Origin of the sequence: Colwellia sp. TT2012 (assembly GCF_001440345.1) — a bacterium.
In the GTDB taxonomy this organism is placed as follows: Bacteria; Pseudomonadota; Gammaproteobacteria; order Enterobacterales; family Alteromonadaceae; genus Colwellia.
Window position 1 is genome coordinate 16,510 of the sequence record NZ_LJYX01000009.1, and the last position, 15,735, is coordinate 32,244.

The 15,735-nt window shown below is 40.6% G+C and carries 14 protein-coding genes; 8 read left to right on the plus strand and 6 right to left on the minus strand.

What is annotated here, in order from left to right:
- The first annotated feature begins 51 nt into the window (after positions 1–51).
- From ASU03_RS06270 to ASU03_RS06280, 3 genes are all read left to right on the plus strand, one after another.
- The gene (locus ASU03_RS06270; RefSeq protein ID WP_057831037.1) at positions 52–6,027 is read left to right on the plus strand and encodes a hotdog fold thioesterase; all 5,976 of its coding nucleotides are present in this window, start codon (positions 52–54) and stop codon (positions 6,025–6,027) included.
- A 152-nt stretch (positions 6,028–6,179) separates the two neighbouring features.
- Positions 6,180–7,778: a PfaD family polyunsaturated fatty acid/polyketide biosynthesis protein gene (locus tag ASU03_RS06275; RefSeq protein WP_057831038.1), complete on the plus strand. Its 1,599-nt coding sequence runs from the start codon at positions 6,180–6,182 to the stop codon at positions 7,776–7,778.
- 153 nt (positions 7,779–7,931) lie between these two features.
- A complete protein-coding gene (locus ASU03_RS06280; protein ID WP_057831039.1) occupies positions 7,932–8,270 on the plus strand; it encodes a hypothetical protein in 339 nt (112 codons plus the stop codon).
- Between the two features lie 100 nt (positions 8,271–8,370).
- On the opposite strand, the gene ASU03_RS06285 is transcribed toward ASU03_RS06280, so the two are convergent.
- Positions 8,371–8,721: a 5-carboxymethyl-2-hydroxymuconate Delta-isomerase gene (locus ASU03_RS06285; protein ID WP_057831040.1), complete on the minus strand. Its 351-nt coding sequence runs from the start codon at positions 8,719–8,721 to the stop codon at positions 8,371–8,373.
- A gap of 199 nt (positions 8,722–8,920) precedes the next feature.
- On the opposite strand from ASU03_RS06285, the gene ASU03_RS06290 reads away from it, so the two are divergent.
- On the plus strand, positions 8,921–9,160 hold the full coding sequence (locus tag ASU03_RS06290) for an RNA recognition motif domain-containing protein (protein WP_057180676.1): 240 nt from the start codon (positions 8,921–8,923) through the stop codon (positions 9,158–9,160).
- Between the two features lie 212 nt (positions 9,161–9,372).
- On the opposite strand, the gene ASU03_RS06295 is transcribed toward ASU03_RS06290, so the two are convergent.
- The 3 genes from ASU03_RS06295 to ASU03_RS06305 form a co-directional block, all read right to left on the minus strand.
- Entirely contained in the window at positions 9,373–9,627 is a 255-nt protein-coding gene (locus tag ASU03_RS06295; protein WP_231731507.1) for a hypothetical protein, read from the minus strand.
- Positions 9,628–9,896: 269 nt separating this feature from the next.
- Positions 9,897–10,310 carry a hypothetical protein gene (locus tag ASU03_RS06300; RefSeq protein WP_057831042.1) on the minus strand — a complete coding sequence of 138 codons (414 nt, stop codon included), beginning with the start codon at positions 10,308–10,310 and terminating at the stop codon, positions 9,897–9,899.
- A 66-nt stretch (positions 10,311–10,376) separates the two neighbouring features.
- Complete coding sequence (locus tag ASU03_RS06305) at positions 10,377–10,700, minus strand: hypothetical protein (protein WP_057831043.1); 324 nt, start codon at positions 10,698–10,700, stop codon at positions 10,377–10,379.
- A 237-nt stretch (positions 10,701–10,937) separates the two neighbouring features.
- On the opposite strand from ASU03_RS06305, the gene ASU03_RS06310 reads away from it, so the two are divergent.
- Positions 10,938–12,611 carry a M28 family metallopeptidase gene (locus tag ASU03_RS06310; protein ID WP_057831044.1) on the plus strand — a complete coding sequence of 558 codons (1,674 nt, stop codon included), beginning with the start codon at positions 10,938–10,940 and terminating at the stop codon, positions 12,609–12,611.
- 93 nt (positions 12,612–12,704) lie between these two features.
- On the opposite strand, the gene ybaK is transcribed toward ASU03_RS06310, so the two are convergent.
- Entirely contained in the window at positions 12,705–13,166 is a 462-nt protein-coding gene (gene ybaK, locus ASU03_RS06315) for a Cys-tRNA(Pro) deacylase (protein ID WP_057831045.1), read from the minus strand.
- Here ybaK and ASU03_RS21065 point away from each other — a divergent pair.
- The 3 genes from ASU03_RS21065 to ASU03_RS06320 all read left to right on the plus strand — a co-directional run bounded on the left by ASU03_RS21065 (position 13,140) and on the right by ASU03_RS06320 (position 14,348).
- A complete protein-coding gene (locus ASU03_RS21065; protein WP_197411208.1) occupies positions 13,140–13,352 on the plus strand; it encodes an NADPH-dependent FMN reductase in 213 nt (70 codons plus the stop codon). The genes ybaK and ASU03_RS21065 overlap by 27 nt on opposite strands.
- A gap of 12 nt (positions 13,353–13,364) precedes the next feature.
- Positions 13,365–13,514 (plus strand): hypothetical protein, encoded by a 150-nt coding sequence (locus ASU03_RS21070; protein ID WP_197411209.1) that lies wholly within the window; start codon positions 13,365–13,367, stop codon positions 13,512–13,514.
- Between the two features lie 123 nt (positions 13,515–13,637).
- Positions 13,638–14,348: a DUF4336 domain-containing protein gene (locus tag ASU03_RS06320; protein ID WP_057831046.1), complete on the plus strand. Its 711-nt coding sequence runs from the start codon at positions 13,638–13,640 to the stop codon at positions 14,346–14,348.
- 255 nt (positions 14,349–14,603) lie between these two features.
- Here the strand turns inward: ASU03_RS06320 and ASU03_RS06325 are convergent, their stop codons facing one another.
- Positions 14,604–15,578: a transposase gene (locus ASU03_RS06325; protein WP_057831047.1), complete on the minus strand. Its 975-nt coding sequence runs from the start codon at positions 15,576–15,578 to the stop codon at positions 14,604–14,606.
- Between the last annotated feature and the right edge of the window lie 157 nt (positions 15,579–15,735).

Consider the following 15,735-nt stretch of genomic DNA (forward strand, 5'->3'; position numbering starts at 1 on the left):
AAAGTATTCAAACAGAGCAAAGAGCATTAAAGACTCTTTATTGAGGAAAGTATGGAAAATATTGCCGTAGTAGGTATTGCTAATTTATTCCCTGGCTCAAGTGCGCCGGAAGAATTTTGGCAGCAGTTACTGAATAAACAAGATTGCCGTAGCAAAGCCACCAAAGAACAAATGGGTGTTGATCCGGCCAAGTACACCGGCAAGAAGGGTGATACTGATAAGTTTTACTGTGTGCAAGGTGGTTATATCCGAGGTTTCGACTTTGATGCCACATCGTTTGTGCAAGCCAAAAATGGTTTAACCGCTGATTATCTCAATCAATTGGATGATTTAAACCAATGGGCGCTTTATGTCACCCAGCAAGCGTTAACCGATGCTGGCTATTGGCGCAGCGATAAACTTGAACAATGTGGGGTGATTTTAGGTAATTTATCGTTTCCAACTAAGTCATCTAATCATCTGTTTATGCCGCTTTATCATCAAGTTGTTGATAGTGCATTAAAAAACATCCTGCATAAAGATTTTCAGTTAAGCCATTTTTCACCTATGCAACAAGCAAATTTAGCGGAAAATATTCATGCGGATAATGCTTTAGTTGCCGGTTATCCGTCGGCGTTATTAGCCAAAGCGGCCGGTTTAGGTGGTACACACTTTTCCCTTGATGCGGCGTGTGCGTCAAGTTGTTATTCAGTGAAATTAGCCTGTGATTACCTGCATACCGGCAAGGCTGATATGATGTTAGCCGGCGCAGTTTCTGGCGCTGATCCTATGTTTGTTAATATGGGTTTCTCTATTTTTCAAGCGTATCCAGCCAACAATATTCACGCACCTTTTGATAAAAACTCTCAAGGTTTATTTGCTGGCGAAGGCGCTGGCATGATGGTGCTTAAACGCCATAGTGACGCGGTACGTGATGGTGATAAAATTCACGCCATTATCAAAGGCGGCGCTTTATCGAATGATGGTAAAGGTGAGTTTGTTCTAAGTCCAAATACCAAAGGTCAGGTTTTGGTTTACGAACGTGCCTATGAAAATGCCGGTGTTGACCCACGTGATGTTGATTACCTTGAATGTCATGCAACAGGTACGCCCAAAGGTGATAACGTTGAGCTCGGCTCAATGGATACATTTTTTAGTCGTTTTCCCAGAGAAAATGGCAATAAACCATTACTTGGCTCGGTAAAATCAAATTTAGGTCACTTACTTACCGCCGCGGGCATGCCGGGCATGACCAAGGCGATTTGGGCACTGAAAGAAGGAAAAATTCCAGCGACGATAAACCTAAATGAACCCTTAAGTTCAAAAAAGGGTTACTTAACTGGCGCACAAATGCCTACGGAGACCATTGATTGGCCGACAATAGCTAATAACAAGCCTAGAACAGCAGGGGTTAGCGTATTTGGTTTTGGTGGCTCTAATGCGCATTTGGTTTTGCAACAGCCAACACAGACGCTAGCGCCGGTAACTACTGCTCCCAAAGCCCGTGAACCGCTAGCTATTATTGGTATGGACGCGCACTTTGGTGGCGCTAAAGATTTGGCCAGTTTTAAAACGCTTATTGAGAGTAATGGTAATACCTTTAGAGAATTGCCGACTAAGCGTTGGAAAGGTATTGAAAAGAACAGCGACGTGATGAAGGCCTTATCTTTAACTAAAGCACCAGTAGGTGGCTATGTTGAAGATTTTGATATCGATTTTTTACGTTTTAAAGTGCCACCTAATGAGCAAGACTGTTTGATCCCCCAGCAGCTAATGATGATGAAAGTAGCTGACAACGCCGCTAAAGATGCTGGCCTTAAAGAGGGTAGTAATGTTGCGGTTTTAGTTGCTATGGGCATTGAGTTAGAACTGCATCAATACCGTGGCCGAGTAAACCTAAGCACACAAATTGAAGAAAGTTTGTTGCAACAAGGTATTAGCTTAAGCGATGAACAGCGCGAAACCTTAACCAATATTGCCAAAGATGGTGTTGCCCACGCTGCCCAGCTAAACCAATATACCTCCTTTATTGGTAATATTATGGCGTCACGTATCTCAGCTTTATGGGATTTTTCTGGCCCCGCCATTACCTTGTCGGCGGAAGAAAATTCTGTTTATCGCTGTATTGAATTAGCGGAAAATTTATTCCAAACCTCAGATGTCGATGCGGTGATTATCGCTTCGGTTGATCTAGCCGGTTCGATAGAAAACATCACCTTAAGACAGCACTTTGGTAAGGTATCTGTTGATGCTGAAAGTGCCACTAATACATTGGCTCAAGAGCAATGGTTAGTCGGTGAGGGCGCGGCGGCTTTTGTTATTATTCCTGAGTCCAAAGTAGCGCAATCAAAAATTGGAGAGCGCAGCGTCTACGCCACAATCGACAGCATTAGTTTTGCTAACGGCTGTGACGAACAAGCTATTACCAAAGCAGCGAACAAATCATTAGCGCTTGCCGGTATTCAAGCCGCAGATATTAGCCAGGTGGAAGCCCATGCCAGTGGTTTTATTGCCGAGAATAGTGCAGAAAAGCTAGCGTTACCAAAACTATACTCAGGCAAGACTATCAGCTCGGTTAAAAGCAATATCGGCCATACCTTTAATGCTTCAGGTGTTGCCAGTATTGTTAAAAGTGCGCTGCTTTTAGATGAGCGATCAGCTAAAACGAATACAGCGACTGATATTGCCCGTTCTCACATTGCAGTGAATGGTTTAGGAAAAGATGGCAGTTGTGCTCACCTTATTTTATCTTCGAGCAAATATGCTCATCAGTCAGCACCTGTACCTATTCCGACACTAGCAGGTAAGCCAAAACCTAAATTAATTAAAACCATTACCCTAGGTGGTAATGCCATTTTCGATGCTATTGTCGCCAAAGGGCAACTAGCAGAAATGGTGAGTATTAAACACGCTTTTACGGGCAAAGTATTAGCGCCAGTAAAAGTAGGAATTACCTTAAATAATGTCAAGCCTAAGCTGCTTGCGCAACTAGCGGGGCAAGAAAAACTTCATAGACCAATTCAAACCCTAGCTAATGTTCAAACTCAAGCCAAAGCCCGATCAACAATCGTAACTGGAGCACAAGTGAAAAGTACCTCTCAAGCGACTATTAAAAACAATGTAAAACATAAGGCCAGTAAAGAAATTTATCAAGAATCTGCTACGCATCAGGCGTTTTTGACCACTCGTCAAGTAGCCGGTCAGCAAATTTCTAAGCTGATAGCAATGCAAGCCAACGCCAGTGCCGGCCAACCCGCTTATAGCGCCGAGTCGCAGCCGGTAAGTATTGCGCATACACCTGAACTTGCTGTTGTTAGCTCAACGGTTAACACAGCAACTTTAGCTGTGGTTAATGATAATTGGGCAGAGCAAGCTGGTTTTAAAATTAAAGGCCCTAAAGGCTATAACTATCAACCACTGCAATTAAAAGAGCAATTTAGTCAACCGGAAAACATTATTTGGGATACCGCTGATTTAGTTGAATTTGCTGAAGGTGATATCGGTAATGTTTTTGGTGAAGAATATAAAATTATTGACAGTTACTCACGTCGGGTACGTTTACCCACTACAGATTATTTGTTGGTATCACGGGTAACTGAGCTTGACGCGACCATCAATGAATATAAAAAATCATATATGTGTACTGAGTATGATATTCCTGTCGATGCACCTTTTTTAATTGATGGCCAGATTCCATGGTCGGTATCGGTTGAATCAGGCCAATGTGATTTATTATTAATTTCTTATATAGGTATTGATTTTCAAGCCAAAGGTGAGCGTGTTTACCGACTACTGGATTGTGAATTAACCTTCTTGGAAGAAATGCCCTTTGGTGGCGAAACCCTGCGTTATGAAATTCACATAGACTCTTATGCGAGAAATGGCGAACAACTATTATTCTTCTTTCACTACGACTGTTATGTTGGTGATAAGAAAGTCTTAATCATGCGTAAAGGTTGTGCCGGCTTCTTTACTGACGACGAATTAAAAGACGGTAAAGGTGTTATTCATAACGATAAAGACAAAACGGAATTTGCCAATGCAGTCAAAAGTTCATTCACACCTTTATTAAATCGTCCACGTGATCAATACGATTACGCTGATATGATGAAGTTAGTGAATGGCGATGTTGCCGGTTGTTTTGGCGCTGATTATGATCAAAAAGGCCGTAACCCGTCATTAAAATTTTCATCAGAAAAGTTCTTAATGATCGAACGTATTATTAATATTGATGCCAGTGGCGGCCATTGGGGTTTAGGACTTATTGAAGGTCAGAAAGATTTAGCCCCTGATCATTGGTACTTCCCTTGTCACTTTAAAGGTGATGAAGTGATGGCTGGCTCATTAATGAGTGAAGGTTGTGGTCAAATGGCGATGTTCTTGATGTTGTCATTAGGCATGCACGCCAATATGAACAATGCGCGTTTCCAACCTATGCCGGGTCAGTCGCAAACGGTTCGTTGTCGTGGTCAAGTTCAGCCCCAGCATAATACCCTGACTTATCGCATGGAAGTCACGGAAATGGGCATGCAGCCATATCCGTATCTTAAAGCCAATATTGATATTATTCTTGATGGCAAAGTAGTGGTTGATTTTAAAAACTTGGCGATGATGATCACCGAGCAAGATGACAACTCGCCGTACCCAGTAACCTTACCTGACAATGTCGCCTTAGTAAGTAATATTGCGGTTGATGAAGTGGCAAGTATTGTTGAAAGTGGCGAGTTAGACGAGCGTGGCATTAACCCGTTTAAACATATTGAACGGCCGTTAATGAAAGTAATGTCTGACTTTGATGCGCCAAAAGAAAAGGGTGTAACCCCGCTGCAGCATTTTGAAGCGCCAATGGTTGCCGGGCAAAATCGCGTGCCTGATACCGCGCCGTTTACCCCGTGGCATATGTTTGAATTTGCTACGGGTAATATCTCAAAATGTTTTGGTGCTGATTTTGACGTCTACAAGGGGAGAATTCCTCCGCGTACACCATGTGGCGATTTACAAGTTGTCACGCAAGTGGTTGAAGTTACTGGCACACGTTTAGAGCTGAAAAAACCATCCAGCTGTATTGCTGAATATTATGTGCCTGAAGACGCATGGTATTTCACCAAAAACAGCGTCAATAACTGGATGCCATATTCATTAATTATGGAAATAGCGCTACAACCAAATGGCTTTATTTCAGGTTATATGGGCACTACTTTAGTTTATCCAGAAAAAGATTTATTTTTCCGTAACTTAGATGGTAGTGGTGACTTACTTAAACAAGTCGACTTACGCGGTAAAACTATCGTCAATAAATCGGAATTGTTAAGTACCACCATGGCTGGCGGTATGATCATTCAAAGTTTCACCTTTGAGCTGTATGTTAAAGATGATAGCCAAGCCGCACAATCCCTTGCCAGTCATGATTTATTTTATAAAGGCAAGGCAGTATTTGGTTATTTTGGCGCGGATGCCTTAACGAACCAGTTAGGCATAGACAACGGTAAAGTCACTTATCCTTGGTTTGTTGACAATAATACCCCCAAAGCAGACATTGAAGTGTTTGACCTAACCGATAAAACGTTAGCGTTATACCAAGCACCGGTTAATAAACCGCATTATAAACTTGCTGGCGGACAAATGAACTTTATCGATACCGTCTCTATTGTTGAAGGTGGCGGTAAAGCCGGTGTCGCTTATGTACATGGACTACGCACCATAGATGCCACTGATTGGTTCTTCCGTTATCACTTCCATCAAGATCCGGTTATGCCAGGCTCATTAGGTGTTGAAGCGATTATTGAATTAATGCAAACCTACGCGCTGAAAAATGATTTAGGTGCCCAGTTCACTAATCCAAGATTTATTGCACCAGCAACCTTAGTGAAATGGAAATACCGTGGTCAAATCACGCCACTCAATAAACAAATGTCACTTGATGTACATATCACTGATATCGTTCGTAAAGAGGGTGAAGTGCGTTTAATCGGTGATGCTAATTTATCGAAAGATGGTTTACGCATTTACGAAGTGAAAGATATTGTTCTTTCCATCATCGAAGCATAATACTTATTCAGCCTAAGTGTTGTTGATGTGATAAAAGCAAGTTTCACAAGCATGGATGCTTGTGTTTAGCCCCACGGATGGGTTTACGCGTCTTGCTTGTTCACTCAACAATGCTTATGCCAATACCGAACAAGAACACACAGGAAAATAACATGTCGAATTTAAGTTTTAATAATAACAATGCCATCGACTGGGCATGGAAAGTGGATGCCAAAGACGTTAAAAGCAGCAATATTGAAATTAAATCAGCTTTACTGGATTTAAGTAAACCAGTGTACCTGGCTAAAAAGGGTAATGATTTTGGTGTTGCCAATATTACTTCAACATCAGGTGCCAGTGATGTTTTAGCGTTTGCGCAAAAGTTAAACCCTGAAGATTTAGGTGATGATGCCTATAAAAAGCAACATGGCGTTAAATACGCTTACCATGGCGGTGCTATGGCTAATGGTATTGCCTCGGTTGAGCTAGTAGTTGCTCTGGGTAAAGCCGGCTTTTTATGTTCATTTGGCGCAGCAGGTTTAGTACCAGATGCGGTGGAAGATGCCATTAAACGTATTCAAGCTGAATTGCCTAACGGTCCTTACGCGGTCAACCTTATTCATGCACCTAGCGAAGAAGCATTAGAGCGTGGCGCGGTTGAGCGCTTTTTAAAGTTGGGTGTTAACACCGTAGAGGCTTCAGCATATTTGGGTTTGACCGAGCATATTGTTTGGTATCGCCTTGCAGGTTTAAGTAGAAATGCGGATGGTAGTGTTAATATTGGTAATAAGGTCATAGCCAAAGTATCACGTACCGAAGTAGGGCGCCGCTTTATGGAGCCGGCACCACAAAAGTTGATTGATAAATTATTGGCTCAAGGTAAAGTTACGCAAGAGCAAGCCGAGCTCTCCAAGCTTGTTCCTATGGCTGATGATATTACCGCTGAGGCAGACTCGGGCGGCCATACCGATAACCGCCCTTTCTTAACGTTATTACCAACTATCATCGCGTTACGTGATGAAGTGCAAGCGCAATATAATTTCTCACCAGCATTACGCGTTGGTGCCGGTGGTGGTATCGGAACGCCTGAAGCCGCACTAGCTGCCTTTAACATGGGCGCAGCCTATATAGTGCTTGGTTCAGTAAACCAAGCCTGTGTTGAAGCTGGCGCCTCTGAATATACCCGTGAATTATTATCGAAAGTAGAAATGGCTGACGTTACTATGGCGCCTGCGGCAGATATGTTTGAAATGGGCGTTAAATTACAAGTGGTTAAACGTGGTTCAATGTTTGCCATGCGCGCGAAAAAGTTATATGAGCTCTATGTTACTTATGATTCAATTGAAGCGATCCCGGCAGTAGAGCGTTTAAAAATTGAGAAACAAATCTTCCGGGCAAACTTAGACGAAGTTTGGTCTGGCACCGAAGCATTTTTCCAAGAGCGTGATCCAGATATGTTAACGCGTGCACAATCGAGCCCTAAACGTAAAATGGCACTTATATTCCGTTGGTATTTAGGATTAAGTTCTCGCTGGTCAAATACCGGTGAAAAAGGCCGTGAAATGGATTATCAAATTTGGGCAGGTCCAAGCTTAGGCGCTTTTAATACTTGGGTAAAAGGTACTTATTTGGAAGATTATACTCGCCGTGGCGCAGTAGATGTCGCTTTGCACATGTTAAAAGGTGCGGCGTATTTACAACGGGTAAATCAGTTAAAGTTACAAGGTGTAACGTTAACTACTGACTTGGCCAGTTATCGTACTGATGATTAGCCAGCTGGTATGTAATCTTTACGGGTATAAGTCCCCGTCGTTTGCGGCGTAAATGGTTTTGGCCTTCGTCTAATTAAGATGCCCCTCTTCGCGTAGCGAATTTAAGCCGAAGCTAGAAGCCTTGGCGTGGGGTTATTCATTAAAGGAATTCATATGCCCACATGTACCGAATTTGCCGTGTTTGAGGTCAAGCACGCCAATTTAGCGCGAATTATCACCTTAAGTGAGTCGCTTTTTGCTGAAATTAATGCGGAGCAAAAGAACATTGTTGCGCATGAAATATTAGTAAAAACCGCTCTTGCCAAAGAGCACTTAAAAGAGAATTCAGTCGAGGGTGTACAAGAAGTTTGTTGGCATCTCACTTGGGCAAACGTTGCCGCTGTTGAGGCAAGTTCGAGCAAATGGTCAACCTACCCAAGCGCAGCGGAAATAGATCGTTTAGTAGGTAAAAAGCTCTATTACGGACACTTTGTTGCGGTGATAGCAAAGTAATAATCTTGCTGATATACCCATGTTACTTCAGCGACTAAAATATCGCCTGTTCGCTACTTTCTTTAGACACAGTAGTTAAGCGGGATTTTAACGGCTTTACTTAAGAGACCAGCTTTACGTAACTAGCGCGCTCTATATCAACAACCTCAACCGAGGTTGAGCAGGCCTTTATCGCAAGTGTTTCTAAACTGGCGAGTACTCGTTTTGACAGCATAAGTTTTTGCTCAGTACTTCGACCAGAAAGTATTTTTAAGGTCACGTGAATAAAATAATCTTGCTTTGAGGTATTTTGTAAAGCACCCGTTTGATAATAAACAAAGGACACGGCTCTCACTTTGATATCACTACCGTCTTGTTCAAATAATGCCGATTCTAGGCTAGCGTTAAAAACTAAAGGCATTAACGTATTACTGTCTATCGTTGATGAATGCTCAATCACGCAATGTGGCATATTTTTCTCCGTTATTTAAGGTGATTACTTAATATCCGTTGCTGAGTGATTTTTCGATTTTAAGGTCATTTCACCCCCCTGCAAAGGCAGGCCATCCGCTCGGTGTGGCTTACCTTTACCGTAAGGGTAAAAAAAGTTACTTAGTCTGCGGTAAACTATGAGATAATTGAGATCGAAATCACATACTACATGGTCCATTATGAAACTTTTAGTTCGTAACCTTTCCCGTTCAACCACTGAACAAGAAATCCGTATTTTATTTTCTGAACATGGCTCAGTCACTGAATGTAACTTAGTTTTAGATCAAGCAACAGCTAAATCAAAAGGTTTTGCTTTTGTAGAAATGCCTAATGAAAAGGAAGCAGCCGCGGCACTGTCTGCTTTACATGAAAGTAGAGTTGCAAAGAATAAAATTAGAGTGAAAATAGCGCAAAGCTAGAGCCAAAAAGATAAAGTAAAAGCAAAGCCAGCGTTAAGTTAATGTTGGCTTTTTTGTCGGTTAGGTGTTCTATATTTGCATGCCATGTTAATGGCATCATGTATGAAGCTCACCCAGGCTAAATCAATATTGCCGCTAACCACCTATTTTGAATAGCACACACGGTACTATAAAGGTCCATTTCAGGTTTTCTTGTTTGTCCTATAACTACTCTAATCTTGTTTTTTCTTAGGTCTAGCAAAGTTTGCATAAATGGTTAGCGTCACACCCGTAATAAGAGCAAGCATGGCAAAGCCAAACTGGGATTCGAAAGCCAAAAGGTATATAGCTAAGGTAACCAAGAGCAAGCCCACTAGCACAAAAAGTTTTGGGTGTGCAGAGATGAGCCCCGATGAGTGAACATTTTTCACTGCTTTAAATTTTACCTTGCTTGACGCTTTTCGTTTGTGCTTATTTGTCGGCATCATTAATTCCTCAGATGTTATATCGCTGTTTTAAGTGGCTAAAATATGGAGTGGAGTGATTTGCACCGCATATAAAAATACTAAGTAAAAACCTTAGTTTATTTCACTAGCTTAATCAAATGCTTAATAACTATTCTATGGGTAAAATAGCCTGTTAAACGAAAATAGGATTATCAAAGGTAAGCAACAATGATGCAGACGAAGTAGTTAAAATATTAGCAATATTAGTACCAGCAAAATTATACTCATAAAATTGTGTCGCGGGTCCGTTCTTAATTGCTTACAAGCTTTAGTTGAATCTGTATTTTCTTGTTTTCTTTCTCATTAATTGCTTTATACCCTCGAGGGTAAGGCCAACCATATCCCCAACGAAACTTAGTCGGAAGGTAAGGCGTGCCACCTACACGCACTCCTACTAACATAAGCTCTGCAATGAAGGGCTCTCCTACATTTGAAACACATTGACGCAGCAACTCATCAGCCTCAACACGCGCTTGATAAGTCCCTCCCATCCAGTATGAAAAATCATGAGCGGTACAACAAGAAAGCCATAACTCTTTATCTTTAAGAGTACCATCTGGAAATGAACTACAGCCATCAGAGGTGAACGGTTTAATCTCATCTTCTGCATATACCGAGGTTGAGGTAAGGCTTAATAGTATGATGATGAGGAGCCAGGATTTCATGATGACACTGCCATATCAAGTCCGCTTAAGCGGAAAAAGCGTTGTTTAAAATGCATTTATTTTTAATTAATTAAGAAAATTTATTTCCATCATAGCGAGTATTTGCTTCACGCTAACGTCTTTTAATACATGCTCTGCTGAAGAATGCACTACACCCGCTTTATCTCCAAAGGCAATGTCGACAGTGTCCGGCTTGCTATCATGTAGCACTAAGACAATTTTTTTATCCATAGTGATGCAGTCAATGGTTATCGCATCCGCATTCATGCCTTGCTTACGTAATGTTTTATCCATAATACCCATCAAGGTATCTACCTTTTTATTACGGTCATAAAATAAATCATTGGCGGTGGCGACTATATCTGAGAGCTGTGTTAGGGATTCTTTCATTTTATTCTTATCAGTAGTGTGGTGGCTTGGGTATAGACCGGCAAGTAATTGGGCTTACTGTAAACTAGCAAGCAGGTAAAATCTATCGCTAAGTAAAGCCTTTGCTTTACCCTTGTGGCAACGGTGCGTGACAGTTAACTTACCTTGACCTGCGTTGATTTACCTATCCATACTGGTTAGTTGTTTTGAGAACATTTATACTGCGACCCTCTTTTTCACAGTATAAGTATAATTATTATGATAAAAAAAATTGCATTATCACTTCTTTCGGTCGCCGTGCTGGTAGGTTGTGTGGCAACAACGTCTGATGACTCTTCCCAAGCTAACTCTTCCCACGTTAGCTCTTCACCAGTGAACAGTGCTCAAGACATTAGTGCTAGCTATGACAGTATCAATACCGCGCAATTAATTAAGCATATAAAAGTGTTAGCCTCAGATGAGTTCGGCGGTCGTGCACCATCAAGCGAAGGTGAAAAACTGACCCTTGCCTACTTAACTGAACAATTTAAAGCTTTAGGTTTTAAGCCAGGTAATGGTGATAGTTTTTTACAAGAAGTACCTCTGGTATCTATTGAAGTATCAAGTGATATGACCTTGGCTATTGGCGGTAAAAACTACCAATACGGTACTGATATGGTCATGGGCAGTGCGCGAATTAGTGATTTTGAGCAGCTTAAAAACTCTGAATTGGTTTTTGTTGGCTACGGTATTAATGCGCCAGAATATAATTGGAATGATTATAAAGATCTTGATGTTAAGGGTAAAACGGTTGTCATTTTAGTTAATGATCCGGGTTTTGCTACGCAAGATCCTGAGTTATTTACCGGTAATGCCATGACTTACTATGGTCGTTGGACTTACAAGTATGAAGAAGCAAGTCGTCAAGGCGCTGAAGGGGCCATTATCATTCATGAAACGGCACCCGCATCATACGGTTGGTCGGTGATAAAAAACTCGTGGACAGGTCCTCAGTTTAGTTTTCAACGTGACGATTTAAATAAAGACCGCGTTGCCGTAGAAGGGTGGATTAGTAGTAGTGTTGCCACAGAATTGTTTGCCAAAGCAGGTCTAGATTTTACTAAAATGAAGGAGCGTGCCGCCCAAGGCAGTTTTAACATAGATATGGGTGATTTAGATGCCTCTATTACCATTAAAAATACCATCAAAAAATCAATATCGTACAACTTTATTGCGACCTTACCTGGACAGAAAAATGCCGATGAGCATATTATATATTCTGCCCATTGGGATCACTTAGGTACTGATTTATCTAAAAAGGGTGACCAAATTTACAATGGTGCTCGTGATAATGCCACGGGCACTGCCGCCTTAATTGAAGTCGCTGAAGCGTTTGCAAAATTACCTCACACACCTGAACGTTCAATCACCTTTCTAGCGGTAACTGCGGAAGAGCAAGGTTTACTTGGTTCTAAGTTCTATGCAGCAAATCCCATTATCCCAGTGGCGAAAACCGTTGCTAATATTAATATGGATGCCTTGAATGTAAACGGTAAGAGTGCAGACGTTGCTGTTTATGGTTTAGGGCAATCAGAGCTTGATAACTTTTTAACTAAAGCGGCGTTAAAGCAAAACCGTGTTATTTCGGGCGATCCAAGACCTGCGGCAGGTATTTACTACCGCTCTGATCACTTTGCTTTTGCTAACGTTGGTATTCCAGCGTTATATGCAAAAGGTGGAACTATACCCGCCGACCAAGCAACAGCAGATTTAAGAGCGAAGTTAGACCCAATTTTAGCTAAGTGTTATCACGGTCTTTGTGATGAATACAGCGAAGAGTGGGACTTAACCGGTGCTGTTGAAGATATGCAATTGTTCTTTGACGTGGGCGTAGAGTTATCTAAATCTGGCGTATGGCCACAATGGAGCAAAACCTCTGAGTTCAAGCGTTAAGAAAAGGTGTTAAAGTAGTCTTGAATGATTAAGCAAAAAGGTAGTGTCGTATGGCACTACCTATTTTTTTTGCTGTTTTTTAGCATAATAAATTTACTGACAAATGTCCGCCATCGTTGCCTGAGTTATGTTAGCCAAATCATAGGGACTTAATTCTATTTCTAAGCCTCTTTTGCCAGCACTAACAAAAATGGTAGTAAATTGTTTTGCAGTTGCATCAATAAAAGTGCGCAAGCGTTTTTTTTGTCCCAGCGGACTACCACCGCCAAGTACATAACCGGTTGAGCGTTCAACATCGATTTTTACTGCCATTATGGCTTTTTTTCCTGAATATGCCTTGGCTATCAGTTTCATGCTTAACATGGCTGACACCGGTATTATTGCGACAGCCAAGGCTTTATTATCAATACTCACCACTAAGGTCTTAAAAACTCTATTTTCACTTATGCCAAGTTTTTGTGCTGCTTGACCACCATAAGACTCATTTGTTGAATCATGCTGGTACTCATGTAGATGATAAATAACCTTATGCTGTTTGGAAAAAACAGAAGACACCCCTCTAAAAACATTAAATCATCTTCGGGTTTAATTATATCAAGCCCAGAGTATGCGCACGGCATCAGTGCGCCAATGAAAAATGTGTTAGATTGGTTAGTGAGCAGTTATGAGTTTCCTGATATTCCTATTATGTTAATCAATACGTCCCCACGCGCTACTCATGCATTAGAGTCATTAAAATAAGTGTTAACTACCATGTCGGGAATTATCATTGAGACTGCTTATGTTTCAATCCCATTATTAGGTAGCGTGATGCTCGACGGAGAGATTAGTCAAAACAATGATTGCCACTCTATGTTGAGTGAAGGTCTTGATCGTTTTTATAGTGAAGTTACCAAAACATAACAAGCTGTTAAACAAGGACAAAAAACAGTTGGTTTTGCTCCTTCGTCACTAATTTTAACCAACTATTTTTTGCATGTTAACAGGGCGTTAGGCATTCGGTCTAAATTTGAGTGAGTATTCAATATGAATTTTTTGATAAAATTAGATGATAACATTTGGATTAGCGATGGTGACGCTGTTTCTTGGTATGGAATGGCTTATACAACCCGTATGACTATTGTAAAGTTGAAGGATGGGAAGTTATGGGTTCATTCTCCAGGAAAAATTATCGAAGAAATGATTGATGAAATAAAATCTTTAGGTCAAGTATCCTATTTGGTATCTCCAAATAAGATACATCATCTATTTATAAATGATTGGATAAATGTTTTTCCGAATGCTATTTCATATTCATCACCGGGATTAAGAGAGAAAAGAAAGGATATCTCATTTGACAAAGATTTGTCGGATGCTCCGGAACAGGAATGGGAAGCAGAAATTGATCAAGTGATTTTTAAGGGGAGTAGTGCAATGGAAGAGGTGGTTTTTTTCCATAAAACTAGCAGAGTATTAATACTCACTGATTTAATAGAGAACTTTCATCCTAATCATTTTTCGGGTTACAAAAAAGTTATAGCAAAACTTACTGGAATAGTAAGTCCCAACGGTAAAACTCCTCTTGATTGGCGAGCATCATTTATATTTGGAAAAAGTGAAGCGCGAAAATCGTTGGCGAAAATAATTAGCTGGAAACCAAACAAGATTGTGATCTCCCATGGGGAGTGTATTTACAGTAATGCCACTGAGTTTCTTTTAAAATCATTTAAGTGGGTTGGACTTAAAAAAACTGATTGAAATTGCATGAATGCCTAACAAAAATACAGAAGAAAAACACAGAAGACACCCCTCTAAAAACAATCACCATAAATTGTCACAAGCCCTTTAATATTCATCATTAAAATCACCTGATATCTTGATTTTTATATGAACAAAAATAAATTATTGAGAGGTTTGGATAAAATATGATATTTGATAAATTTTAGGCGTCATAAAGCTTTAATTCTCAATAAATCAGCTTAATTTATTATGACTTTTCCCTATGAAGTGACGCTAAGCGAATAATTTTTGACAAGCAGATACCGCTGCGCGTTTTTTAAGGTGTTGATGCTGACAAAATTCGGTTAACGCTTCAGGCTTACCTACCGCACCATGAAATACTTTTCTAAATTGTGTCGTTAATATTAACCAGTTTTCTGTACTGATGTTTAATCGCGTTAATATGCTGGGCAAATTATTGTCAATGTAACTACGTTTATCTTCCCTAATGCAACGACCCGTTAACTCTACCAGTTCAATATAATCTTTTAGCTCAAACGTTAAACCTTTAGGCGAATTTTGTCGGGCGTTACCGACAAAGGGGCAAAGTAAGGTGGGTTGTTTCGCTTTTTTGGCGGCTCTTATACGTTGTTGAATACTGGTGTGATTAGATGTTTCGGGGCTTATGGCTATATTGGCCCGTATTGGGTTTAAGTCAACATACGCCATACAGGCTATAATAGCGGCTTCATCCAGTAAGGCTTGAGATTTAAAGCGACCTTCCCAGAAGCGTCCTGTGCATTTATCTTCTTTGTTGGCTTGTACGGCAATGCTTTCATTTATAATGCGCATAAACCAACTGATATCGGTTAACCGGGCTCGATACACCTCTGCGGTTTCTTCCAGTATTTGTTGCAGAGGCTTAATCAGTTTATCACCACGTAAGTATTGTTGAGTGATTAATGTGCCTTTGAATAACTGATGCCAACGGGTGATAACTTCATGTAATGACCATATTTTGGCTTGTTCAACATCAACATATAAAACAATATGGGTATGATTACTCATTACCGCATAAGCACATACATCAATGGCAAAGGTTTGGCTTAACGCTAATAGTTTATCTTCAACCCAACCTCGCCTGTGCTCATAACTTTGCCCTGTCACTTTATCTTCGCCACATAAAAAAGCACGACGAACACAACGAGAGATACAGTGATAATAACAGGTATCAATTAAACTGATTTGCTGTTTTCTTGCTGTTGCCATAGTAACCTCAACCTTATTTTATTGCTGATTAAATGAGCATAGTTGAGGTTTTTGTTTATTTCCATTGGAAGGGGTGTCTTCTATTTAGTGATAATAACAGGTATCAATTAAACTGATTTGCTGTTTTCTTGCTGTTGCCATAGTAACCTCAACCTTA